This is a genomic window from Pseudomonas sp. FEN (assembly GCF_904067045.1).
Lineage (GTDB): Bacteria > Pseudomonadota > Gammaproteobacteria > Pseudomonadales > Pseudomonadaceae > Aquipseudomonas.
Map to the genome: position 1 here is coordinate 351,228 of NZ_CAJFDC010000013.1, position 21,679 is coordinate 372,906.

Annotated in this window: 24 protein-coding genes and 1 pseudogene; 17 read left to right on the plus strand and 8 right to left on the minus strand. The window is 60.9% G+C overall.

All coding sequences use genetic code 11. The features are described 5' to 3' along the window. Positions 1 to 83: 83 nt before the first annotated feature. Positions 84 to 1,256 carry a class C beta-lactamase gene (gene ampC, locus PFEN_RS15960; protein WP_191487775.1) on the plus strand — a complete coding sequence of 391 codons (1,173 nt, stop codon included), beginning with the start codon at positions 84 to 86 and terminating at the stop codon, positions 1,254 to 1,256. 111 nt (positions 1,257 to 1,367) lie between these two features. Beyond that, positions 1,368 to 1,769 carry a hypothetical protein gene (locus PFEN_RS15965; RefSeq protein ID WP_191487776.1) on the plus strand — a complete coding sequence of 134 codons (402 nt, stop codon included), beginning with the start codon at positions 1,368 to 1,370 and terminating at the stop codon, positions 1,767 to 1,769. An 8-nt stretch (positions 1,770 to 1,777) separates the two neighbouring features. Here PFEN_RS15965 and PFEN_RS15970 read toward each other — a convergent pair whose 3' ends face one another. Continuing rightward, positions 1,778 to 2,686, minus strand: coding sequence for a helix-turn-helix domain-containing protein (locus PFEN_RS15970; protein ID WP_191487777.1), 909 nt, complete (start codon positions 2,684 to 2,686; stop codon positions 1,778 to 1,780). Positions 2,687 to 2,860: 174 nt separating this feature from the next. Between PFEN_RS15970 and PFEN_RS15975 the strand changes: the two genes are divergently transcribed. Then, entirely contained in the window at positions 2,861 to 4,219 is a 1,359-nt protein-coding gene (locus PFEN_RS15975) for a glutamine synthetase family protein (RefSeq protein WP_191487778.1), read from the plus strand. A gap of 92 nt (positions 4,220 to 4,311) precedes the next feature. Beyond that, positions 4,312 to 5,613, plus strand: a complete 1,302-nt coding sequence (locus tag PFEN_RS15980) for an NAD(P)/FAD-dependent oxidoreductase (RefSeq protein WP_191487779.1) — start codon at positions 4,312 to 4,314, stop codon at positions 5,611 to 5,613. 87 nt (positions 5,614 to 5,700) lie between these two features. Here PFEN_RS15980 and PFEN_RS15985 read toward each other — a convergent pair whose 3' ends face one another. The 3 genes from PFEN_RS15985 to PFEN_RS15995 all read right to left on the minus strand — a co-directional run bounded on the left by PFEN_RS15985 (position 5,701) and on the right by PFEN_RS15995 (position 7,510). Continuing rightward, complete coding sequence (locus PFEN_RS15985) at positions 5,701 to 6,015, minus strand: AzlD domain-containing protein (protein WP_191487884.1); 315 nt, start codon at positions 6,013 to 6,015, stop codon at positions 5,701 to 5,703. Then, on the minus strand, positions 6,015 to 6,710 hold the full coding sequence (locus tag PFEN_RS15990; protein WP_191487780.1) for an AzlC family ABC transporter permease: 696 nt from the start codon (positions 6,708 to 6,710) through the stop codon (positions 6,015 to 6,017). Before PFEN_RS15990 ends, PFEN_RS15985 begins: the two co-directional genes overlap by 1 nt. A gap of 143 nt (positions 6,711 to 6,853) precedes the next feature. Beyond that, positions 6,854 to 7,510: a ribonuclease T2 family protein gene (locus tag PFEN_RS15995; protein WP_191487781.1), complete on the minus strand. Its 657-nt coding sequence runs from the start codon at positions 7,508 to 7,510 to the stop codon at positions 6,854 to 6,856. 195 nt (positions 7,511 to 7,705) lie between these two features. Between PFEN_RS15995 and PFEN_RS16000 the strand changes: the two genes are divergently transcribed. Next, on the plus strand, positions 7,706 to 8,530 hold the full coding sequence (locus PFEN_RS16000; protein WP_191487782.1) for an aspartyl/asparaginyl beta-hydroxylase domain-containing protein: 825 nt from the start codon (positions 7,706 to 7,708) through the stop codon (positions 8,528 to 8,530). 89 nt (positions 8,531 to 8,619) lie between these two features. Here PFEN_RS16000 and fabV read toward each other — a convergent pair whose 3' ends face one another. After that, complete coding sequence (gene fabV / locus PFEN_RS16005; RefSeq protein ID WP_191487783.1) at positions 8,620 to 9,816, minus strand: enoyl-ACP reductase FabV; 1,197 nt, start codon at positions 9,814 to 9,816, stop codon at positions 8,620 to 8,622. A 217-nt stretch (positions 9,817 to 10,033) separates the two neighbouring features. On the opposite strand from fabV, the gene PFEN_RS16010 reads away from it, so the two are divergent. The 3 genes and pseudogenes from PFEN_RS16010 to PFEN_RS16020 all read left to right on the plus strand — a co-directional run. Then, positions 10,034 to 10,978, plus strand: coding sequence for a sensor domain-containing diguanylate cyclase (locus PFEN_RS16010; RefSeq protein WP_191487784.1), 945 nt, complete (start codon positions 10,034 to 10,036; stop codon positions 10,976 to 10,978). 298 nt (positions 10,979 to 11,276) lie between these two features. Then, the gene (gene ppnN, locus PFEN_RS16015; RefSeq protein WP_191487785.1) at positions 11,277 to 12,650 is read left to right on the plus strand and encodes a nucleotide 5'-monophosphate nucleosidase PpnN; all 1,374 of its coding nucleotides are present in this window, start codon (positions 11,277 to 11,279) and stop codon (positions 12,648 to 12,650) included. Between the two features lie 102 nt (positions 12,651 to 12,752). Continuing rightward, positions 12,753 to 12,878, plus strand: a pseudogene (locus tag PFEN_RS16020) (toxin-antitoxin system HicB family antitoxin); the annotation flags it as partial. A 30-nt stretch (positions 12,879 to 12,908) separates the two neighbouring features. On the opposite strand, the gene tam reads toward PFEN_RS16020, so the two are convergent. Then, on the minus strand, positions 12,909 to 13,673 hold the full coding sequence (gene tam / locus PFEN_RS16025; RefSeq protein WP_191487786.1) for a trans-aconitate 2-methyltransferase: 765 nt from the start codon (positions 13,671 to 13,673) through the stop codon (positions 12,909 to 12,911). Between the two features lie 103 nt (positions 13,674 to 13,776). Here tam and PFEN_RS16030 point away from each other — a divergent pair, with 103 nt between their 5' ends. The 6 genes from PFEN_RS16030 (at position 13,777) to PFEN_RS16055 (ending at position 18,870) form a co-directional block, all read left to right on the plus strand. After that, positions 13,777 to 14,700 carry a LysR family transcriptional regulator gene (locus PFEN_RS16030; protein WP_191487787.1) on the plus strand — a complete coding sequence of 308 codons (924 nt, stop codon included), beginning with the start codon at positions 13,777 to 13,779 and terminating at the stop codon, positions 14,698 to 14,700. 76 nt (positions 14,701 to 14,776) lie between these two features. Then, positions 14,777 to 15,226, plus strand: a complete 450-nt coding sequence (locus tag PFEN_RS16035; protein ID WP_191487788.1) for an antitoxin Xre/MbcA/ParS toxin-binding domain-containing protein — start codon at positions 14,777 to 14,779, stop codon at positions 15,224 to 15,226. Next, complete coding sequence (locus PFEN_RS16040; protein ID WP_191487789.1) at positions 15,223 to 15,669, plus strand: RES family NAD+ phosphorylase; 447 nt, start codon at positions 15,223 to 15,225, stop codon at positions 15,667 to 15,669. The genes PFEN_RS16035 and PFEN_RS16040 overlap by 4 nt, the downstream gene beginning before the upstream one ends. A 363-nt stretch (positions 15,670 to 16,032) precedes the next feature. Next, the gene (dapA, locus tag PFEN_RS16045) at positions 16,033 to 16,908 is read left to right on the plus strand and encodes a 4-hydroxy-tetrahydrodipicolinate synthase (protein ID WP_191487790.1); all 876 of its coding nucleotides are present in this window, start codon (positions 16,033 to 16,035) and stop codon (positions 16,906 to 16,908) included. Positions 16,909 to 16,973: 65 nt separating this feature from the next. Next, positions 16,974 to 17,348, plus strand: coding sequence for a DUF2784 domain-containing protein (locus PFEN_RS16050; RefSeq protein WP_191487791.1), 375 nt, complete (start codon positions 16,974 to 16,976; stop codon positions 17,346 to 17,348). A gap of 274 nt (positions 17,349 to 17,622) precedes the next feature. Next, positions 17,623 to 18,870, plus strand: a complete 1,248-nt coding sequence (locus tag PFEN_RS16055; protein WP_191487792.1) for a ribonucleotide-diphosphate reductase subunit beta — start codon at positions 17,623 to 17,625, stop codon at positions 18,868 to 18,870. Here the strand turns inward: PFEN_RS16055 and PFEN_RS16060 are convergent. Next, a complete protein-coding gene (locus PFEN_RS16060) occupies positions 18,840 to 19,136 on the minus strand; it encodes a hypothetical protein (RefSeq protein WP_191487793.1) in 297 nt (98 codons plus the stop codon). The genes PFEN_RS16055 and PFEN_RS16060 overlap by 31 nt on opposite strands. Between PFEN_RS16060 and PFEN_RS16065 the strand changes: the two genes are divergently transcribed. Further along, entirely contained in the window at positions 19,135 to 19,353 is a 219-nt protein-coding gene (locus PFEN_RS16065; RefSeq protein ID WP_191487794.1) for a hypothetical protein, read from the plus strand. The two genes, PFEN_RS16060 and PFEN_RS16065, sit on opposite strands and share 2 nt — an antisense overlap. 335 nt (positions 19,354 to 19,688) lie before the next feature. Here PFEN_RS16065 and PFEN_RS16070 read toward each other — a convergent pair whose 3' ends face one another. Then, complete coding sequence (locus tag PFEN_RS16070) at positions 19,689 to 20,357, minus strand: dihydrofolate reductase family protein (RefSeq protein WP_224770979.1); 669 nt, start codon at positions 20,355 to 20,357, stop codon at positions 19,689 to 19,691. Positions 20,358 to 20,647: 290 nt separating this feature from the next. Between PFEN_RS16070 and PFEN_RS16075 the strand changes: the two genes are divergently transcribed. Continuing rightward, complete coding sequence (locus PFEN_RS16075) at positions 20,648 to 21,244, plus strand: DUF4157 domain-containing protein (protein ID WP_191487795.1); 597 nt, start codon at positions 20,648 to 20,650, stop codon at positions 21,242 to 21,244. Positions 21,245 to 21,256: 12 nt separating this feature from the next. Continuing rightward, on the plus strand, positions 21,257 to 21,670 hold the full coding sequence (locus PFEN_RS16080; protein WP_191487796.1) for an SgcJ/EcaC family oxidoreductase: 414 nt from the start codon (positions 21,257 to 21,259) through the stop codon (positions 21,668 to 21,670). The last annotated feature ends 9 nt before the right edge of the window (positions 21,671 to 21,679 follow it).

Here is a 21,679-nt window from a genome sequence, read left to right on the forward strand (position 1 = left end):
GATCGCAGCGGCGCATTTTCGACAAAAAAACCGCTCCAGGCTGAGCGGTTAACATAATGAAACATAATGGGAGCCTTTGAACCATGTTCAAAAACCAGCGTGCCAAACTGGAAGTCCTCGTGACCTCACTGTTGTTGATCGGCGCCAGCCACAGCTTCGCGGCGGACCAGACCCAGGACAACATCGAGACCATCGTCGACGCGGCGATCAGCCCGCTCATGCAAGAGCAGAATATTCCCGGCATGGCGGTTGCCGTCCTGGTGAACGGCAAGCCGTATCACTTCTACTACGGAGTGGCCTCGAGGACGAGCCGGCAACCAGTGACCGATGACACGCTGTTCGAGATCGGTTCGGTCAGCAAAACCTTCACCGCCACGCTTGCCGGCTATGCCCAGGCGCAAGGCAAGCTGGTCCCGTCGGAGCGCGTCAGCCACTATCTGCCGGAGCTGCGAGGCAGCGCGTTCGACCGCATCAGCGTGCTCCAGCTCGGCACCTACTCGGCCGGTGGCCTGCCCCTGCAGTTCCCGGAGGCATTCGATGCCCAGGACAAAATGCTCGACTACTTCAAGCAATGGAAACCGACCTACGCAGCGGGCAGCCATCGGCAGTACTCGAATCCGAGCCTGGGACTGTTTGGTTATGTGGCCGCGAAAAGCTTGGGCGCCCCCTTCGATGAACTGATGGAGAAAACACTGTTTCCCAAGCTTGGCCTCAAGCACAGCTATATCCACGTTCCACAGTCGCAGATGAGCCATTACGCCCAGGGCTATACCCAGGATGACAAACCCGTCAGGGTCGGCCCGGGCGCACTGGATGCCGAAGCCTACGGTATCAAGACCACCGGGGCCGACCTGCTGCGCTATGTCGAGGCCAACCTCCGGCCGGAAGCCCTGGAGACCCCGTGGCACAAAGCCGTCGACCTGACGCAGATGGGTTACTACCAGGTCGGTGGCACGACCCAGGGACTGGGATGGGAGTTCTACCCCTACCCGGTCAAGCTTGATCAACTGCTGACGGGCAACGCTTCGGAAATGGCACTCGAGGCCCACAAGGTCAGCCCATTCAACCCGGCGCGGCCACCACAAAAAAATGCGCTGTTCAACAAGACCGGTTCGACCCGTGGCTTTGGTGCCTATGTGCTCTATGTGCCGGCGAAGCAAGTCGGGATCGTGATGCTGGCCAACAAATATTATCCCAACCCGGTCAGGGTCAAGGCCGCCTACCAGATTCTGCACGCGCTGGAAGGGCTGGAATAACCACTGTCAGCGTTCGACCGAACCTGGGCACCGGGCCGGATATCGGCTCGGTCCGCCGGCCTACGCAAGCGGATAGGCAAATGCCCGCGTGGTTGGCTATGATCGGAGCCCATGAGCGTCTCACTTCCGACCCGCCAACCCTGCCCACCCGGCGCCTGCAATTGCGAGCGGGAACAATTGCTGCAAAAACACGGCGCCGACCTGCGCATCCTGGGCCTGACCCGTCAGGAGGAGAAGCGTCTGCTCGAGCGTCTGGAAAACCTGCAGAGCCTGGCGGACCTCGAACGCCTGCAACAGCGCATGTACGAACAGTTGGGGCTGCGCGTGGCCGTCGCCCCGGGCTTCAACGAAGTACGCACCATGCGCGGCATCGACATCCAGATCGCCGAACACCCCGGCCTGTGCCGCAAGACCCGCCAATCGATTCCGGCGGCGATCCGCCGGGGCCTGGAGAAAAACCCGCAGATTGCCTACGCCCTGCTCAATGCCAATGACCTGTTGCGCGATGCTTGAGGCGCGGCTCAGCGCGGCCGCTGACTGCGTTTGAGCGTCTCGCTGGGCAGTTCGCCGAACAGCGCCCGGTAGCTGTTCGAAAAACGCCCCAGGTGCCAGAACGACCAATTCATCGCCACCTCGGCCACCGTCTTGTCCTGGGCCTTGTGCCCGAGCAGTTCATGGCGGGCGCTGTTGAGTCGACGCAGGCGTAGCCAGTGGCTCGGTGTCATCGCGGTATAGGCCTTGAACGCGTGCTGCAACTGGCGCAATGACACCCCGGCGACCCGGGAAAGCTCCAGCAGGTTCAGGGTCTGCTCCGGCGAATCGGCCGCCCACTCGCCGATGCGCTTCATGATCGAACGCTCCTCGGCGCGGCGCTGCAGGGATTCGTGATCCAGGCAGACGGCGTTGTCGAGAATGTACAGGCAGTCGTCCAGCAGTTGCTGCGTGAGGCTTTCCCGATCCGGCGGATCGAAGGTCTGCGCCAGGCGGGTCAAGGTCCCGCTCAACCAGCGGCTGAACAAAGCATTCTGCTGCGAGTTGAGCGGCGCCATGAACAACCCCTCCAGGCGCGCCACATCCAGGCCGTGGTACCGAACGAACTCCGCCCCGAACACCACCGCCACTTCCTGATAGTTCTCGGGGGTGATCCAGATATTGCGACTCTCGCCATTGAGCACATACAAGGCGTTGTCACTGCGATCGAAACAGAACGCCAGCGCCCCTGGCGGCGCACTGAAGTTCTGCTCGACCCGGGTGTTCATGCACTCCTCGTAGATCTGCACCCCTTGCAGGTCCAGGTAACGAATCTGCCCGGCGAAATGCCCCGGCGACATCTGCTGGTAATGCTGCACCCAACCCGGTGTCGCGCGTATCTGCTCGGCCACATCGGCGGTGTTGAAGGCTTGAACCCGCAAGGCGTTTGACTCTGTCATCGGCTGACCGCTCGCACTTATTTGGTGCGTATTGTGACGTCATAAAGTGGATAGATGAGACCCCCATCGCTCGCCCAAGATAGTCGCCAATGCGCCGCAGGGGAAGTCTCTCGCCGCTCGACCGGGATGCGGGCGCGTCACCCGGCGCAGAAAAAAACCAACGCCGAGGTCTTTATGAATGCCCCTTTCGATCAGCTGTCCGCCTGGCTGAAAGAACACAAGATTACCGAAGTAGAGTGCGTGGTCAGTGACCTGACCGGTATCGCCCGCGGCAAGATCGCACCCACCAACAAGTTCCTGCATGAGCGAGGCATGCGCCTGCCGGAAAGTGTGCTTTTGCAAACGGTAACGGGGGACTTCGTCGACGACGATCTCTATTACGACCTGCTCGACCCGGCCGATATCGACATGATCTGCCGGCCGGATTCGTCGGCGATCTACATGGTGCCCTGGGCCATCGAGCCGACCGCCATCGTGATCCATGACACCTTCGACAAGCAGGGCAACCCGATCGAGCTGTCACCACGCAATGTCCTGAAAAAAGTCCTCAAGCTCTATGCCGATAAAGGCTGGCAGCCCATCGTCGCACCGGAAATGGAGTTCTACCTGACTCAGCGCTGCGATGACCCGGACTTGCCGCTCAAGGCACCGCTGGGCCGTTCGGGTCGGGCCGAAAGCGGTCGGCAGTCGTTCTCCATCGATGCCGCCAACGAATTCGATCCGCTGTTCGAAGACGTCTACGACTGGTGCGAGGCCCAGGGCCTGGACCTCGACACGCTGATCCACGAAGACGGCCCGGCGCAGATGGAAATCAACTTCCGCCATGGCGATGCCCTGGACCTGGCCGACCAGATCACTGTGTTCAAGCGCACGATGCGTGAAGCCGCGCTCAAGCACAATGTGACCGCGACCTTCATGGCCAAGCCCATCGCCGATGAGCCCGGCAGCGCCATGCACCTGCACCAGAGCGTGGTCGACAGCGCCACCGGCAAACCGATCTTCGTCAATGACGACGGGCAGATGAGCGAGCTGTTCCTGCACCACATCGGCGGCTTGCAGAAGTACATCCCCAAGGTCTTGCCGATGTTCGCGCCCAACGTCAACTCGTTCCGCCGCTTCCTGCCGGACACCTCGGCGCCGGTCAACGTCGAATGGGGCGAGGAAAACCGCACCGTGGGCCTGCGGGTACCGACCTCCAGTCCCGACGCCATGCGCGTGGAAAACCGCCTGCCCGGCGCCGATGCCAACCCTTACCTGGCCATTGCCGCGAGCCTGTTGTGCGGCTACCTGGGCATGGTCGAGCAGATCGCGCCGAGCGCCAAGGTCGAAGGCCGCGCCTATGAACGACGCAACCTGCGCCTGCCGATCACCATCGAGGACGCGCTGGCGCACATGGAGGAGTGCCCGACCCTCGAACGCTACCTGGGTACCCAGTTCGTGCGCGGCTACGTGGCGGTCAAACGCGCCGAACACGAAAACTTCAAGCGCGTGATCAGTTCCTGGGAGCGCGAGTTCCTGCTGCTGAGCGTCTGACTCCACCCCCACACCCAGACTGAAAACAACCCCAAGAGGTGTCGAATGCGTCCATTGAAATCCATCGTTCCGCTAGCACTGGCCTTGCTGTAATGAGTCAAGCCAGCACAATGGAACATGCCCGCTCCTACTACGCGGCCACCGCCGGTCCGTTGCCGGCTTACCCTCGGCTCGAGTCGCGGGTGAATGCCGATGTGTGTGTGATCGGCGGCGGTTTTACCGGCCTCAACACCGCCATCGAACTGGCGCAACGCGGACTCTCGGTGGTGCTGCTCGAAGGCCGGCGGATCGGCTGGGGCGCCAGCGGGCGCAACGGTGGACAGCTGATTCGGGGCATCGGCCATGATGTCAGTGGTTTTGCCAAATACGTTGGCGCGGAAGGTGTGCGATACCTGGAGCGTGCCGGCATCGAGTCGGTCGAGGTGGTGGGCAATCGCATCCGCGAGCATGCCATCGACTGCGACCTGCGCTGGGGCTTCTGCGAACTGGCCAACACCCCGGCACAGTTCGCCGCGTTCCGCACCGAGCAGGACCACCTGGCGGAGTTGGGCTATGCCCATGAAACCCGGCTTGTCGCGCCCCAGGATATGGCCCAGGTGGTCGCCAGCACGCTGTATGCCGGTGGCCTGATCGACCGTGGCTCGGGGCATCTGCACCCGCTCAAGCTGGTGCTCGGGGAAGCGCGGGCGGCGCAGGCGCTGGGGGTACGGATCTTCGAGCACAGCCCAGTGCTGGAGCTGATCCATGGCGATACCGTGGAGGTGCGCTGTGCCGCCGGCACGGTGCGCGCCGCCAGCCTGGTACTGGCCTGCAACGCGCACCTGGACGACCTGGAGCCACGCCTGAGCGGCAAGGTGCTGCCGGCCGGCAGTTACATCATCGCCACCGAACCACTGGCAGCCGAGGTGGCGGCCGAGTTGATTCCGCAGAACCTGTCGCTGTGCGACCAGAAGGTCGGCCTGGATTACTACCGTCTTTCGGCCGACAAGCGACTGCTGTTCGGCGGTGCCTGCCATTACTCCGGACGCGATCCGGCGGATATCGGCGCCTATATGCGACCGAAGATGCTCAAGGTGTTCCCGCAACTGGCGGATGCGCGCATCGACTATCAATGGGGCGGCATGATCGGCATCACCGCCAATCGTTTCCCCCAGGTCGGGCGCCTGCAACAGCATCCGAATGTGTTCTATGCCCAGGGCTATTCGGGGCATGGCGTCAACGTGACCCACTGGACCGCCCGACTGCTGGCGGAGGCGATCCATGCCGGCCAGAGCAAAGGCATGGATATCTTCAGCGCGGTGCCGCACATGACCTTCCCGGGAGGCAAGGCCTTGCGCTCGCCGCTGCTGGCGCTGGGGATGTTGTGGCATCGGTTGCGCGAGGCACTGGGCTAAGCCGACGCCAGGTTGTGGGCACGACAATAACGTTGTGCCGGAGCGCCTACAGGGGTGGCGCGGTGTTTCTGAAGACTCGGCCCGAGATCACGCCAACCACCAGCGCAGCAGGAAAAAGAACGCCATGCTCAGCAACATGCTGAGCAAGGTATTGCGGGTGTAGAGCACCAGGCCGACGGCGACCAGTGAGCTGAGCAGGTACGGATTGTCGTACCGCAGGTTCAACTGGTGATCGGGCATGAACACGATCGGGCCGCAGATCGCCGTGAGCATGCCCGGCACGGCAAAGCCGAGGAACTGCCGGGCGTTGCTGCTCAGGCGCACCGGCGAGCGCGGTTCGAGAAACACATAACGATTGAGGAACACCAGCAAGCCCATCCCGACTATCACCGCCCAGACCATCATGCGCGCCCCCACAGCTTGTTGCAGACAAACCCCGCGGTCATCCCCGCCAGCCCCGACAGGACCAGTGCCGAACCCCACTGCCAGTAGCTGAACAGCACCGAACAGAACAACGACACGGCCACGCAGACCACGGTTGGCACATTGCGCACCACCGGGGCGATCAGGGCAATGAAGGTCGCCGCGATCGAGAAATCCAGCCCCAGGTGCTCAAGACCGGGAATACTGCGGCCCAGTACGATTCCCGCCAGGGTGAACAGGTTCCAGGCGATATAGAACGTCAGCCCCACCCCCAGCGCATACCAGCGATTGAACTGTTGCTTGTCGTGCTGGCTGGTCAGGGCGAACAGTTCGTCGGTGAGCAGGAACCCCAAACCGACCCGCCAACGGCCGGGCAGCGGGGCAATCACCGAACGCATGCTCATGCCGTACAACAGATGTTGTGAGGTCAACAGCGCGGTGGTGAGCAGGATCGAGAAAATCCCGGCGCCGCCCTTGAGCATGCCGATGGCGACCAGTTGCGCGGCGCCGGCAAATACAATGCTGGACAAACCCTGGCCTTGCAGCGGCGTCAGGTCGGCCTCGATGGCCATGGAGCCAGCCAGCAATCCCCAGGGCGCGGTCGCCAGGGACAATGGGATAATAGCCATGGCACCGCGCAGGAAGGCGGTGCGCGGTAACAGATGATCGGACATAAGACTCGAGCACAAGGAAAAAGACGCTGACTTTGCCAGCCCGCAGCGCGTCTGTCTTGAACATTTGTGCACGACCCGGCACTTGCCCCCGGGAACCCGTGACAACGCGGCGAATCACGCGTCGCCCAGGTCTCGCGGAGCAATCAGCGGATCGGCGGCAGGCGCACCGGCCCCTGCCGGCATTGATTCCTGACGCCCTTGCCACACTCACCGAAGCCCAGGTCCTTGGTCAGGCAGACCCGTACCTCGGCCAACTCCGGTCCGCTGCAACGTACCGTCACACCGCCTTCGGGCAGCCCTGGATTGCTCTGCCGGAACAGTTGGACGATCTGCTCGGCGGAATATTCGCGCGGCGTGGTCGAAGGTTGCAGGGCCTGCGGCACCACTACGGCTCCCAACGCCTGGTCAGCCGCTTTCAGGTAGCCCGAAGCCCCCAGGCCACTGCAGGTGCCGTGCTTGTTCCACTCATGCTCCAGCAGCTTGCCCGTAGGGAACAAGCCGAGGCCCTGCTGCCGTTCCTGCTGGGTCAAGGGCGTCAGTGGCGGGCAGGATTGCGGCCAGCCACCCTTGGCATACTGCGGCCACAAGCCATGCAGCACGAAACCGTAGCCCTTGCCACTGCACTGCTGGTCATTGGCATGGGTCAGACAGAAGGTCGGCGACCAGGACAAGGTCAGCAAGTAGTAATCGAAGACCCCCGCCACGGACTCCGTCTGCTGCCTCGATTGCCGGGCTTCGCTGATCCCTGCATGGCCCATCGCCAGGACGACGAGCAATGCGACTACAGAAGACAATTTCATTGGTTTTCCCATTCCATCAGGCGCCATGATGGCGATTAACGCAGCGTAACCTTAGCGTCAGATTGATATCCGGCTCTAACAAAAACTGTTAAATGCCACTACAAAACAGTAACATTCAGGACTTTTTTCCAGGCTTTACCGCGCCGTCCCGGCGCACGCCACACGTGACGTAGTCGCTCTAGGGAGCAGTGTTTCATGAGTATTCGCACCATCCGCAAGAAAGTCGTTTCGATCCTCTGGATCCTCGCCGTACTCGCGCTGATCTATTGCTTTCCAAAAACCATCCTCGGCTTTCTGCTGCTGGTTGTGGTCTGTGGTGTCTATGACTTTCTGCGCAATGGCATCTACACCGTCGAGCTGGCGAAGAAATATTTCATCGGCAGTGGCCGCAATACCTGGGTGTTGTCCCCCTTCAATTCGCTGTTCGACCTGATCAGCAAGCCCAACCGCGGCGTCTACCGGATGCAGGACCTGCCGCAGGACTGCCAGCGCGACCTGCAACAGGTTATCGACAAGGCCATGAGTCACAAGGATGAAATCATCCAGTACCTCGATTCACGGATGGCGGAAAACAAGCGCAGCATGCTGTTCTTCCAGTGGTACGGGCGCAAGATCGACACCGAACTGGACATCTCGGAACTCCAGCAGAAGTTCCCCTACGTCAAGACCGTGGGCGTGTCGGTATTCAATGAGAACCGCTCGACGTCCTTCCACTTCGGCCCCTTGCGCATGATGTTCCGGGTGCTCTACAACATGGCCCCGGCACCGCACCATGAAGGCGTCTATATCCAGTGCCGGAAACAGAAGCACTACTGGCACGATGATCCGCTGTTCATTTTCGACGACACGCTGCTGCACGCGTCCTTCAACAAGAACGATGCCAAGCGCTACTGCCTGTTCATCGACATCGTGCGCCCGTCCTACGCACCGTTTATTCTCAACGGCGTGATCTCGGCGTTCGCTGGCGGGGCATACGCCCTGCGCCGGGTCTTCTACAAGAACTGGAAGGTCATTGAGTAAGAGCGGGAATTGCGCCCCGCCTTCAACGCGGCGCGCACCGCCAAGCCCCTTGCGGACGCTGGATCGCCAGCCCCCGCCAGGGGTTTGACTCAGGCCTGGATCAGATTGGCAATCGCCACATCCGGGCTGACGTCCGCATCGTAGTCCACACCCTCGACCCCGAAACCGAACAGACGCAGGAACTCGGCCTTGTAGCCGGCAAAATCCGTCAGTTCGTTGAGATTTTCAGTGGTGACCGCGTCCCACAACTTCGCCACCTGCGCCTGGACTTCCGGCTCCAGCTCCTTGTAGTCGGCACGCAGACGGCCGTCTTCGTCGAGAATCGGCGTCGGCGAATACAGGCTGTCCTTGTACAGGCCGTAGACCTGCTCGATGCAGCCTTCGTGCGAGCCCTGCGCCTTCATCACCTTGAACAACAGCGACAGGTACAGCGGCATGATCGGGATCGCCGAACTGGCCTGGGTAACCACCGCCTTGAGCACCGAAACCCGCGCGTCGCCGCCCTTGGCCGCCAGACGCTGGCGAATCTTCAGGACCTTCTGGTCCAGGTCCTTCTTGGCCGCGCCAATGGAGCCGTTCCAGTAGATGTCATGGGTCAGCTTTTCGCCCAGGTAGGTGAACGCGGTGGTTTTCGCGCCGTCTGCCAGCACACCGGCTTCGTCCAGGGCATCGATCCACAACTGCCAGTCTTCGCCGCCCATGACCTTGACGGTACCGTCGATTTCTTCCTGGGTCGCTTCGGCCAGCGTGGTGACGTTGACTTCTTCCTTGTCGGTGTTCAGGCCGCGCTGGGTGACCGACTTGCCGATCGGCTTGAGCGTCGAGCTGTAGACTTCACCGGTTTTCGGATCGGTACGGCGCGGTGCGGCCAGGCTGTAGACCACCAGGTCGATCTTGCCCATGTCACGCTTGATGGTCTCGATGGTCAGGCGCTTGACTTCGTCGGAGAAGGCGTCGCCGTTGATGCTCTTGGCATACAGGCCCTTGGCTTCGGCGAACTTGTGGAACGCGGCGCTGTTGTACCAGCCGGCGGTGCCGAGCTTGCCTTCGTCGCCTTCACGCTCGAAGAACACGCCGAGGGTATTGGCATTGCAGCCGAAGGCCGCGGTGATGCGCGCCGCCAGGCCGTAGCCGGTGGAAGCACCGAGCACCAGGACGTTCTTCGGTCCGTCACTGACCGGGCCTTGCTGGGTGACGTAGTCAATCTGTTGCTTGACGTTGGCTTCACAACCCACAGGATGGGTGGTCACACAGATAAAGCCACGAACGCGTGGTTTGATGATCATAAGGTTCCCTTTTCTCATAGGCCGATATCGACACTGATGGTAAGCAGTGTCGCGGATTCTAGTCATAGACGTTCAAAAAGCCGAGGCGTCACTGCTTTTACAACACCGGCCCCCAGGGGGAAAGCAAAATCCCTTGCCTTGTATCGCCTGGACCTTGATTACCCGACGTTCGCACAACATTCTAGCGCCCACCCCCGCCAGCGAAGCCTGACCAATCATGAGCGCCACGCCTTCCGCCGAAACCGATAGTGACGTCTACAAGACCCTGCTCGAGTCGACCAAGGCCATTCCCTGGCGGATCGACTGGCAAACCATGACCTTCAGCTACATCGGCCCGCAGATCGAAAGCCTGCTCGGCTGGACCCCGGACAGCTGGGTCACCGTGGATGACTGGGTGGCACGCATGCACCCGGATGACCGGGAATACGTGGTGAATTTCTGTGTTTCACAGTCCAAGGCCGGCGTCGACCACGAGGCCGACTACCGGGCACTGACCCGCGACGGCGGGTACGTGTGGATCCGCGATGTGGTGCATGTGGTGCGCAAGGACGGCGAAGTCGAGGCGTTGATCGGTTTTATGTTCGATATCAGCGAGCGCAAGAAAACCGAGGAACATCTGATCCGCCTGCAGAAACAGCTGGAGGAGTACTCGTTCCAGGACGGCCTGACCGGCATTGCCAACCGACGCATGTTCGACACCGTGCTCGCGCGGGAATGGGAGCATGCCCAACGGAATCAACTGCCGTTGTCGCTGATTATCCTGGATATCGATTTTTTCAAGCAGTACAACGACCATTACGGGCATATCAAGGGTGACGAGGCCCTGCGACAGGTGGCCCAGACCCTGTCCCAGGCCACCAATCGGCCGCGGGACTTCATTGCCCGGATCGGTGGTGAGGAGTTCATCTGGCTGTTGCCCGAAACACCGGCGGACAAGGCCCGACAGGTGGCGGAGAAATGCCTGCAACTGGTTCGCCAGCAACAGATCGTCCACGAGAAGTCGGCGGTTTCCGGGCTGCTGAGCCTCAGCCTTGGGGTCGGCACCATACGCCCGGCCGTCGATGAAGTGGCGTTGAGCTTCGTCGAAAAGGTCGATGAGCTGCTGTACCGGGTCAAGCGCAATGGGCGGATGGGTGCCGAGTACGGCAACTTCAGCGACTGACAGCGGTGGCGAGCGGAGCATTGCCAGCTCATCGCCGGTGCTTTTGCATATCTGAGTATCCGTAATCTGCCAGGTACGCCGCCATACAGAGGCGCCGGCCCGTACACCGAACCCGAGTTGAACTCTGGCGACACACCTGCAGGTTTCGCGACGCGTTAAAATCCTGCAAGCTGGACCCACCGGCACCCACCACCTGGCTGCCCGGTTTAGCTATGCTAGGAAATACGCGCGTGCGCGAAGCCTTTCTGGTGCAGCCGGCGCCTTGCGGCCCGGCGACATCGCCTTGATGGAATAAAGCATGACCCAACGATCGGTAATCAACGCCTCGGTTAGCCCCAAGGGCAGCCTCGAAACCCTTTCCCAACGCGAAGTGCAGCAACTGAGCGAAGCCGGCTCCGGCAGCATCTACACGTTGTTCCGCCAGTGCGCCCTGGCCATCCTCAACACCGGCGCCCATGTCGACAATGCCAAGACCATCCTCGAAGCCTACAAGGACTTCGAGATCCGCATCCACCAACAGGATCGCGGCGTACGCCTGGAACTGCTCAACGCCCCGGCCGACGCCTTCGTCGACGGAGAAATGATCGCCAGCACCCGTGAAATGCTGTTCAGTGCCCTGCGCGACATCGTCTATACCGAAAACGAACTGGAAAGCCAGCGCATCGACCTGGAGAGCTCCCAGGGCATCACCGACTACGTCTTCCACCTGCTGCGCAACGCCCGCACCCTGCGCCCCGGCCTGGAGCCGAAAATGGTGGTGTGCTGGGGTGGTCACTCGATCAGCACCGAGGAATATCAGTACACCAAGAAGGTCGGCCACGAACTGGGCCTGCGCAGCCTGGATATCTGCACTGGCTGCGGTCCTGGCGTAATGAAGGGGCCAATGAAGGGCGCCACCATTTCCCACGCCAAGCAACGCATCACCAGCGGCCGCTACCTGGGCCTGACCGAACCGGGCATCATCGCCGCCGAGGCGCCGAACCCGATCGTCAACGAACTGGTGATCATGCCCGACATCGAGAAACGTCTTGAAGCGTTCGTGCGGGTCGGCCATGGCATCATCATCTTCCCGGGCGGTGCCGGGACCGCCGAAGAGTTCCTCTACCTGCTCGGCATCCTGATGCACCCGGACAACCGCGACCTGCCCTTCCCGGTGATCCTGACCGGCCCGCGCAGCGCGGAAGCTTACCTGCAGCAGTTGAACGCCTTCGTCATCGCGACCCTGGGTGAAAAAGCGCAGAAGCACTACGAAATCATCATCGACAACCCGGCCCAGGTGGCCCGGCACATGGCCCATGGCTTGAAGGCGGTCAAACAGTTCCGCCGCGAACGCAACGACGCCTTCCACTTCAACTGGCTGTTGAAGATCGATGGCGGCTTCCAGCACCCGTTCGATCCGACCCATGCCAACATGGCGAGCCTCAAGCTCAGCCGCAGCCTGCCCGCCCATGAGCTGGCGGCCAACCTGCGCCGGGCGTTTTCCGGGATCGTTGCCGGCAACGTGAAGGACAAGGGCATTCGCCTGATCGAAGAGCACGGCCCCTACGAGATCCATGGCGACGCGGCGGTGATGCAACCGCTGGACAAGCTGCTCAAGGCTTTCGTTGAACAGCACCGCATGAAGCTCCCGGGTGGCGCGGCCTATGTGCCTTGCTATCGCGTGGTGAGCTAGATCCTCGACAACGATCTGTTTGAGCCTGCCAGCCGGGTGCAAACAGATCGCCCTTCTTTGCCCAATACACAACGCCTGTAGGACCCGTCCAGAAAGGCCCCAGCGTTCAACGTGCGCGTGGGTCACGACCTCCATCTGGCCGCCGCGCTGACCGCGACGCGCCAGAAGGTGACCCTCAACGACCTGACCCGTCAGGCCCTGAGGGAGTATCTGCTGCAGCATGCCTGATCGACTCAGGCAGATACCCTTGTACGGGTTTCAACGCGTCGCGACCACGAACAACCTGGGAAACGGCAACAGCACTGTTCCATCGGCGAGCGCCGGATAGGCTCCGGTGATCGCCGCCAGGTAAGCCCGCAGAAAAGCCGCCTGCTGCCGCTCATCCAACGGCGCCAGGTAGGGCCGCAGCGCCGAGCCCTTGAACCACTCCACCACCGCGGCGTGACCTCCGGCCAATGGATGGTGATAGGTGGTGCGCCAGACATCCACCGTCGCGCAGTGCGGGCGTAGCAGTTCATAGTAGAAAGTCGCATCGTGCCGTGGCGGATGTCGAACCGTGGCGATCTTGTCCGCCCAGGGGCCGCTGGCGGCGACCTCGCGAGCCAGCCGGTGTGACGGCTCCTGCATATTGTCCGGGGTCTGCACCGCCAGGCTGCCGCCGACGGCCAGTTTGCTCACCAGATGGGGGTAGAGCGTGGCGTGGTCAGGCACCCATTGCAGCGAGGCATTGGCCAGGATCACATCGAAGACTGGGTCCGGGTTCCAGGTGGCGATATCGGCAAGTTCAAAATTCAACCCGGGCAAGCGCGCCCGGGCACTGACGAGCATGTCCTCGGAACTGTCCAGGCCGGTAACCCGCGCCTCGGGAAAACACCGGGCCAGGACTTCGGTGGAGTTGCCCGGGCCGCAGCCCAGGTCGACGGCCACCCTGACGGTGCGCGTAGGGATAGCGGCCACCAGATCGCGGACCGGGCGGGTCCGTTCTTCTTCAAACGTCGAATACTGCTTGGCTGACCAGGTCATCACGCTTGCTCTTGTATGTGGGGAGTGAGCACAAGCGTAGGTTTTGCACGCCATGATGACAAATGCTAATAATGACAAGCTGCCATACTGAAAAGGTATTGAAATGCTTGAGCTGCGTCGTTTGCATGCGTTTGTGGTGATCGCCGAAGAAGGTCATATCACCCGAGCGGCGGAGCGCCTGCATATGCAACAACCGCCCCTCACCCGCCTGCTCCAGAAGCTGGAGGCGGAGATGGGCGTGACGTTGATGGAGCGCCTGCCACGGGGTGTGCGCCCGACCACGGCGGGCCTGGCATTGCTGGAAGAAGCCCGTGCCGTGTTGGCGCGGGCCGAGGGGGTGACCGAGGTAGTGCGTCGCGCTGCCCGGGGGGAACAGGGACGGCTGGGTATCGGCTTCACCAGCTCCGCGGCGCTGCACCCGTTTGTGCCGGGCGTGCTGCGGCACTTTCGCGAGGCGTTTTCCGGCGTGTCGGTCGTCCTGGAAGAAGCCGGTACCGGCGAGTTGATGGACGCGCTGCTCCACGAGCGCCTGGATGCCGCCTTCGTGCGCTCGCCCTTGAGCGGCACACCGACCTTGCAGGCCGAGCCGATTCTGGTCGAGTCGATGCTGCTGGCGCTGCCGATGGACCATCCCCTGGCACAAGATGCCCACGTTCCCTTGCCCTTGTCCGCGCTCGCCGGCGAAGCCTTTGTGCTGTATCGACGCCGGGTGGGGTTGGGGCTTTACGACGCCATTCTGGTGGCGTGCCGTGAAGCGGGATTCAGCCCGCAGGTGATTCAAGAGGCCCCACGCATGGCCGCCACCCTGAGTCTGGTCGCCGCCGGACTGGGAGTTTCCATCGTTCCGGCCTCGATGCAGCGCCTGCGCGGCGATGGCATCGCCTATCGCGCATTGTCACAGTGCCCGGGACTGATCGCCCCGCTGCACCTGGCAACCCGCGCGGGCGATGGCTCGTCGGTGTTGCGGCGATTCCGGGAGTTGGTGATCGAAGCGGCGTCGGCGGAAAATCAATCTACCCAAACCTGAAACGGACTGCGCTTTCAATTTTACGGCATTTGCCTGATACTAATCGGCAAATGCCGGATATAAAGAGGTGCATCCAATGTTGGCTGAAGTCATGCGAGAACCCGCCTACGGTGCCTATCGGTTACGGCTGGAACACCTCCTGCAGATTCCGACGGATGCGAGCGAACTCGAAATCCACGAGATGATTCAGTTCGGCTTCGAAGCCCAGAGGCTGATGAAGCTATGCGACCAAGGCGATGTCACGCCACTGGAGCGCGATCAGATCATTCCGCTCAAGACCCTCAAGACCCGTATTGCCAAGGACCAGCGGCTGACGGTCGATGAAAGTGACCGGTTGTTTCGCGCCGCCCACATCGCCGCCATGGCCGATACACTTTTCGGCAGCGACGAGAAGGCCAGGCGCTGGCTGTCCAAACCCAAGGACCGCTTCTCGGGAAGAAGTCCCATGGCGATGCTGTCTACCATCCAGGGGACCCGGCAGGTCGAGGAGATGCTCATACAACTGGCCGAAGGATTTTCCTTTTGATTTTCTGGCGAATCAGCGCGTTCGCCGACCTGACGGGGCGTGGCGGAGTCCTCGCCAGTGGACGCTGGCACACGGCGGGCAGACCTGTCGTTTATCTCGCGGGAACCCCGGCGGGGGCCATGCTGGAAATCCTGGTTCACCTGGAAGTGGATCAGGAAGATTTTCCGGAAACCCTGCAACTGCTCAAGGTTGAGATCCTGGGTGATGTCAGCATCGCTCCGGCCCCGTCACTCAACGCAGATTGGGCCGATGACCTGCGTCACACCAAAAGTCTGGGCGATGCATTTCTCAAGAGCACGACGGCACTGTTGCTACCGGTGCCCAGCGCCATCATGCCGCACACACAGAACTATCTCTTCAACCCCCTGCATACAGACTCGACCAAGGCCGTTGTGACCCGCGAGATCTTCAAGCTGGATAATCGCCTGCTCAAGAACCGCTAGGTTTTCACCGACGCGCAGATGCCTGCCCGTTTAAAAAATGCTGAAACCTGCCGCCGACTGATCTCCAGGAATTGACAAACCCGCCGCCAGCTTTTAAAACTGAGCCCCTATCCAGGGTGCAAACAAACATGTCCGCAACGCTCAACCTCATCGCTTTCGCCGCTGGCTTGAATGCCAAGGCAGCGGCGTGTGTTGCGTTTGCCCCTAAATCGAAGAAACAGTCGCTCATGTGACCGGGGCGCGCTGTCCCGTCAGATGAGCTGACAGGACATTGAGCGCGACGACGGGTCACCGGCCCTCTCTCCCAACTTTCCTTCTACGCTTCTGACGGTGACGACACGGTCAACCATCAGGAGAAAGTGCATGTCATCGTTTCAAGGTATCTGGGTTCCCATCGTCACGCCGTTCGTCAACCAGGCCATTGACTTCGTCGCCTTGCGGCGGCTGGTCGCGCATCTGCTGGACAGCGGCGTCGACGGCATCGTGGTCTGTGGCACCACCGGGGAAGCCGCCGCACTGGGCAAGCATGAGCAACTGGCGGTGCTGGATGCCGTGCTCGAGCAGGTCCCGCCACAACAGGTGGTGATGGGCCTGGCGGGCAACAACCTCAGCGAGTTGCTGCAGTTCCAGAGCGAGATACTCAAGCGTCCCGTGGCCGGCCTGCTGGTGCCCGCGCCCTATTACATCCGCCCGTCCCAAGCGGGTCTGGAAGCGTTTTTCAAGACCGTCGCCGATGCCTCCAGCGCGCCGATCATTGTCTACGACATTCCCTACCGCACCGGGGTCAGCTTCGAGCAGGCGACCCTGCTCAATATCGTCGCCCATGACCATATCGTCGCCATCAAGGATTGCGGCGGCAACCTGGGCAACACCCTGGCGTTGCTGGCCAGTGGCCTGGTCGATGTGCTGAGTGGCGAGGACAACCAGATCTTCAATGCACTGTGCCTCGGTGCAACCGGTTCGATTGCCGCCTCGGCGCATATCCATCCCGAGTTGTTCGTACGCTTGTACCGGCAGGTCCGGGATCAACAGCTCACGGCCGCCAGGACCACGTTCTTCCAGTTGGCGCCATTGATCCAGGCGCTGTTCGTCGAGCCCAATCCCGGCCCGGTGAAAACCGCCCTGGCCCTTCAAGGCTTGATTCGCGACGAACTGCGCGCGCCCATGCAAGCCAGCAGCGATGCCACGACCCGGCGCCTGGAAAACATCCTGGCGACACTCAAGCGCGACGCCCGCTAGAGAGCGGATCGCCGACCCGAGTAGGATATCCGGACTTACCCCATGGATCTGCCAAGGAAGTCGAGATGTTCTACCGGATAGCGGCCGACGGGCTGGTGTCGTTTCACCTGCTGTTCATTCTGTTCGTGCTGTTTGGCGGGCTGCTGGTGCTCAGATGGCGCCGGCTGGCCTGGCTGCACCTGCCCGCCGCGAGCTGGGGCGTGGCCGTCGAAGTCTTGCACCTGGAGTGCCCACTGACCCGTTGGGAAAACCTCTTTCGCCAGGCCGCCGGACAAGGCGGCTATGGCGAGGGTTTCATCGAGCACTACCTGATTCCGCTGATCTACCCCGCCGGGCTGACGCCAACGATACAGCTGGGCCTGGGCGCCCTGGTGCTGCTGCTCAACCTCACGGTGTACCTGCGCCTGTTCACAACCCGAGGCCTGAAAGCCGCCCTCTAGGCGCCTCACCGAGGGGGCTGCGGCGAAACAGCGCTGCTGCCATCTCTCGGATTGACCCCCTGACAAAACCACCATATAGTGTGCCGATATTAAATAAAAACACTACATGATGTGCCACCCTTCTCCCACGGCACCACTCATAGCCCTGGAACGCCAGGGTTTTCCAATGCCTGTTTGTGCTGTGAACCCTGCTGAACGGGCGTTCAAAACACGTGTCTACCTGTCTGACGAAAAGGCAGTGAGACAGGCCTCCCCCCACACAAGGAACCATCCGATGCTCAGTTGGGACGAATTCGACAAGGAAGATGGCGTAGCGGCGATCAAGGGCGCCAACGCCGGCCACGCCAGCGAAGCCAACATGGACCGCCTCGACAGCGCCGGTGGCGCCGCGGCCCTGGCTGCCCGTGCCGTGACCGCTTCCGACTCGGCCGCCATCGCCCGCGCCAAGGCGGCACTCGATGCCCTCGACGTCGCCGAAGGCCTGGCCGAACTCGAAGGCGCCTCGGCCCGTGTCGCGGTCGACGAAAAGCGCATGATCAACTGCCGCGCCGACCTCAACCAGCTGGTGCCGTTCAAGTACGACTGGGCCTGGCAGAAGTACCTCGATGGCTGCGCGAACCACTGGATGCCGCAAGAAGTCAACATGACCGCCGACATCGCCCTCTGGAAAGACCCGGAGGGCCTGACCGACGACGAGCGCCGCATTGTCATGCGCAACCTCGGCTTCTTCTCCACCGCCGACTCCCTGGTGGCGAACAACCTGGTGCTGGCCGTGTACCGCCTGATCACCAACCCCGAGTGCCGCCAGTACATCCTGCGCCAGGCCTTCGAAGAGGCGATCCACACCCACGCCTACCAGTACTGCATCGAATCGCTGGCCATGGATGAAGGCGAGATCTTCAACATGTACCACGAGATTCCTTCGGTGGCGAAAAAGGCCACCTGGGGCCTGAAGTACACCCGTTCGATCTCCGACCCGGAATTCAAGACCGGCACCGTCGAGACCGACAAGGAACTGCTGCGCAACCTGATCGCCTACTACTGCGTGCTGGAAGGGATCTTCTTCTACTGCGGCTTCACCCAGATCCTGTCCATGGGTCGGCGCAACAAGATGACCGGCGTGGCCGAGCAGTTCCAGTACATCCTGCGGGATGAATCCATGCACCTGAACTTCGGCATCGACGTGATCAACCAGATCAAGATCGAAAACCCGCACCTGTGGGATACCGAGATGAAGGAAGAAGCCACGCAGATGATCCTGCAGGGCACCCAGCTGGAAATCGAATACGCGCGTGACACCATGCCGCGCGGCGTGCTGGGCATGAACGCGGCGATGATGGAGGATTACCTCAAGTTCATCGCCAACCGTCGCCTGAGCCAGATTGGCCTGAAGGAAGAGTACCCAGGCACCACCAACCCGTTCCCATGGATGAGCGAGATCATGGACCTGAAGAAGGAGAAGAACTTCTTCGAGACCCGCGTGATCGAGTATCAGACTGGCGGTGCGTTGAGCTGGGATTGATCGGGCAACAGTGAAATCACATCAAGATCTGAAACCGTCTCATTAAAAAATGGAACGGTTTCTGCAAAAAGGGCTGCTAACTGGCAACCCTTTTTTGCGTTTTCAAAAACCTGATCCTGGCGGCCGGCACCATGTGACCATAACGTCAGGCCACTACACGCCAACCTATCCGAAAAAAAAGCAATCCACTGTGATCCTGTTTTCTTGCTGCGATAGTGCGTCATCTTGAAGAAAATTCGGGCTTCTATCACCCGGACCTTACTCATGAAGCTATCTCCCCTTCTCCAGTCGCTCGACCTGACTGCCCCGCTGACAGTTCTTCCCACATGCTTCACCAGCGCCTGGGTCATCACGGCTCATGCCCATCCCGCCGAGGTGACAACGAAGCCCCATCTGATCTATCTGGATCGTCCCGGCCATCTGGAGGCAGGGATAGATGGTTTCTCTCAACTGGAGAAATCTCATGCCCCAGCAACCAAATGAAGATCGCGTCGATGCGCTGATGTACCCACTGTCTTTCACGTCACTGGCCTGGGACAAAACGGTACAAAACAACAAGCACCGATGTGGTTCAACCTACAAGAGCCGGTTGCATGATCTATTACACGCCGTATGCAAAGCGTATAAGCGGCAATCTGGAGCTCGGCAGATTCATTTCGGATTCTACCAGCGACTACGGACAGGACATCGCACGCAACAGTTCCATCTGAAACTTACACTCACCCTCATAAAAACAGACCCAGAGGCGCCGTACCTTCTCATCTCACTCAGGGAAGAGTTGATTAATTCATGACCTTACTCGCCCTACAGCACGACTATCAGGTGTCATTGTGCCCTTGGCGCCGGAGTACGACATGGGTAGCATTCTCCGATGCAACGAACTCAACGCATTCGTATCCTAGAGCGCGCGCGTCAACCCCCTCGAACAGTCGCTCGCCCCCGCCCAGCAGGACCGGCGAGATAGCGATGTGCAGCTCATCGATAAGGCCCGCACGAAGATATTGCCGGATGGTGTCGGGCCCGCCGCCAATACGCACATCCATTCCGTTGGCGGCGTCGCGCGCCTGCTCAAGCGCCTCGTGAATACCGCCCGTGACGAAGTGGAATATCGTTCCGCCTTCCATCTGGATCGGCGAACGCGGGTGATGAGTCAGGATGAAAGTGGGAACGTGATAGGGTGGGTTGTCCCCCCACCAGCCTTTCCAGTTCATGTCGGGCCAGGAACCGCGAATCGGTCCGAACATGTTTCTTCCGAGAATCCAGGCACCCACATTCTTGAAGCTCCGCGCAGCGAAGTCGTCATCGATCCCCGTTGTGCCACCGTCGACGCCAAACAGGGTCCGTTGGAACGTGCGTGTTGGGACTAACCACTGGTGCAAATCTGTCCCGCCCACGCCGAGTGGATGACTCAAGTCCTGATTCGGACCCGCCCCGTATCCGTCAAGCGAGACAGTAAAGCCTGCAACTCGAATACGTGTCATTTTCATGCCCTCCTTTCGATTGATGCCTGACTATCTATCTCGACAGCAATTGTGTTGCATAACTGCAAAAACAAATCTATTACCGCTTTCAAAAAGTAGCAGACTTTTCTATACGTGCTGAACCAAGAGCTGCCGCGGACGTATGTCGATTAAAGTGGAGGGGTTCACAGGAAAGGTGGTCTGTCGCTTCCCGCGGTTATATTGGGAGCGCCTAGTTCGGAACTACGCTAAAGCGATGCGGGTCGTCGATCAATTGTGATCCACTGCTCGCTCCGCATCCGCCCCCGGAGCGCCCAATGTCGCCCATCATCACGCGCCTGGTGGCGCTGCTTGTTCTTTGCCTGACTCTTGAAGTCCCCGCCCAGACCAATGCCTGCCCAGCGGGTGAGAAACAAGTGTGCCTGGATGGCTGCGTCTGTCTGCCAGACCTGGGACCGCTGCTCGGCCCCCTGCCCGATAGCATCTCCCGGCTCGCGGCCCCTGCCCTGGCGCTGTGGCTGAGCCAAGCCCGCGCTGAAGCAGCCAACGCCGGTACCCGCCCCATTCCACCGCACATCCGGGAGCAACTGCTACGCTGGTACGACCCCAGCGTCCTCGATGCCGCGCGCTACAATGTGAGCGACAACGGCCAACTCAATGCCGCCACCGCCATGCTGCAAAACCCCGATATCGGTGCCGTGACGCTGATCGACATCATTCTCTTCCGGGACGCTCAAACCGCAGAACAGAACGTCGCGCTCTGGGCTCACGAATTGAAGCATGTGCAGCAGTATCGGCAATGGGGGGTAGAAGGATTTGCCCAGCGCTATACACAAGATTTCAATGCCGTGGAGGCACCGGCTTATGCCATACAGGCTGAGGTCAGACGGTCGGTGCGGAAAGGGACTGACTGAAGGGTAGCGAAGATGAAAAGACCTGAAGATGCACCCGCTGCGTTCCAAGCGGCTTGGAACCGCCACGACATGGCTGCTCTCGGTGGCCTGTTCGATCAGAATGCGACGTTCGTGAATCGTTTCGGACACTATGTCCGGGGCATTGAAGAGATCGTGGCGCTCCACGTTCCCCTTCACGAAACGATCTACCGTGACTCCACGCTCCAGAACGAACTGATCGATATGACCCATATCGCCGACGGGGTAGCAGTCATACATTTCTGGAGTCGCCTGATGGCCGGCGCCGCTCACCCGGCCGGACCACATGCAGTGGATACGCTGATTCTCGCGGTGCTGACGAGACAGAACGAGCTCTGGCGCATTCGAGCGCTGGAGAATGTGACACTGACAAATCCGCGGACCGGTGAGGCGATCCTGCGCGATTAGCGAAACCCA

Coding starts and splice junctions, on each gene's coding strand:
- fabV (WP_191487783.1), bottom strand. CDS start 9,816: ATGATCATCAAACCACGCGTTCGTGGCTTTATCTGTGTGACCACCCAT.
- PFEN_RS15990 (WP_191487780.1), bottom strand. CDS start 6,710: ATGTCCGATCATCTGTTACCGCGCACCGCCTTCCTGCGCGGTGCCATG.
- PFEN_RS16000 (WP_191487782.1), top strand. CDS start 7,706: ATGAGTATTCGCACCATCCGCAAGAAAGTCGTTTCGATCCTCTGGATC.
- PFEN_RS16065 (WP_191487794.1), top strand. CDS start 19,135: ATGAAGCTATCTCCCCTTCTCCAGTCGCTCGACCTGACTGCCCCGCTG.
- PFEN_RS16075 (WP_191487795.1), top strand. CDS start 20,648: ATGTCGCCCATCATCACGCGCCTGGTGGCGCTGCTTGTTCTTTGCCTG.
- PFEN_RS15970 (WP_191487777.1), bottom strand. CDS start 2,686: ATGACAGAGTCAAACGCCTTGCGGGTTCAAGCCTTCAACACCGCCGAT.
- PFEN_RS16010 (WP_191487784.1), top strand. CDS start 10,034: ATGAGCGCCACGCCTTCCGCCGAAACCGATAGTGACGTCTACAAGACC.
- PFEN_RS15980 (WP_191487779.1), top strand. CDS start 4,312: ATGAGTCAAGCCAGCACAATGGAACATGCCCGCTCCTACTACGCGGCC.
- dapA (WP_191487790.1), top strand. CDS start 16,033: ATGTCATCGTTTCAAGGTATCTGGGTTCCCATCGTCACGCCGTTCGTC.
- PFEN_RS15975 (WP_191487778.1), top strand. CDS start 2,861: ATGAATGCCCCTTTCGATCAGCTGTCCGCCTGGCTGAAAGAACACAAG.
- ampC (WP_191487775.1), top strand. CDS start 84: ATGTTCAAAAACCAGCGTGCCAAACTGGAAGTCCTCGTGACCTCACTG.
- PFEN_RS16035 (WP_191487788.1), top strand. CDS start 14,777: ATGTTGGCTGAAGTCATGCGAGAACCCGCCTACGGTGCCTATCGGTTA.
- PFEN_RS16050 (WP_191487791.1), top strand. CDS start 16,974: ATGTTCTACCGGATAGCGGCCGACGGGCTGGTGTCGTTTCACCTGCTG.
- PFEN_RS16080 (WP_191487796.1), top strand. CDS start 21,257: ATGAAAAGACCTGAAGATGCACCCGCTGCGTTCCAAGCGGCTTGGAAC.
- ppnN (WP_191487785.1), top strand. CDS start 11,277: ATGACCCAACGATCGGTAATCAACGCCTCGGTTAGCCCCAAGGGCAGC.
- PFEN_RS16060 (WP_191487793.1), bottom strand. CDS start 19,136: ATGAGTAAGGTCCGGGTGATAGAAGCCCGAATTTTCTTCAAGATGACG.
- PFEN_RS16055 (WP_191487792.1), top strand. CDS start 17,623: ATGCTCAGTTGGGACGAATTCGACAAGGAAGATGGCGTAGCGGCGATC.
- PFEN_RS15995 (WP_191487781.1), bottom strand. CDS start 7,510: ATGAAATTGTCTTCTGTAGTCGCATTGCTCGTCGTCCTGGCGATGGGC.
- PFEN_RS15985 (WP_191487884.1), bottom strand. CDS start 6,015: ATGGTCTGGGCGGTGATAGTCGGGATGGGCTTGCTGGTGTTCCTCAAT.
- tam (WP_191487786.1), bottom strand. CDS start 13,673: ATGACCTGGTCAGCCAAGCAGTATTCGACGTTTGAAGAAGAACGGACC.
- PFEN_RS16070 (WP_224770979.1), bottom strand. CDS start 20,357: ATGAAAATGACACGTATTCGAGTTGCAGGCTTTACTGTCTCGCTTGAC.
- PFEN_RS16030 (WP_191487787.1), top strand. CDS start 13,777: ATGCTTGAGCTGCGTCGTTTGCATGCGTTTGTGGTGATCGCCGAAGAA.
- PFEN_RS15965 (WP_191487776.1), top strand. CDS start 1,368: ATGAGCGTCTCACTTCCGACCCGCCAACCCTGCCCACCCGGCGCCTGC.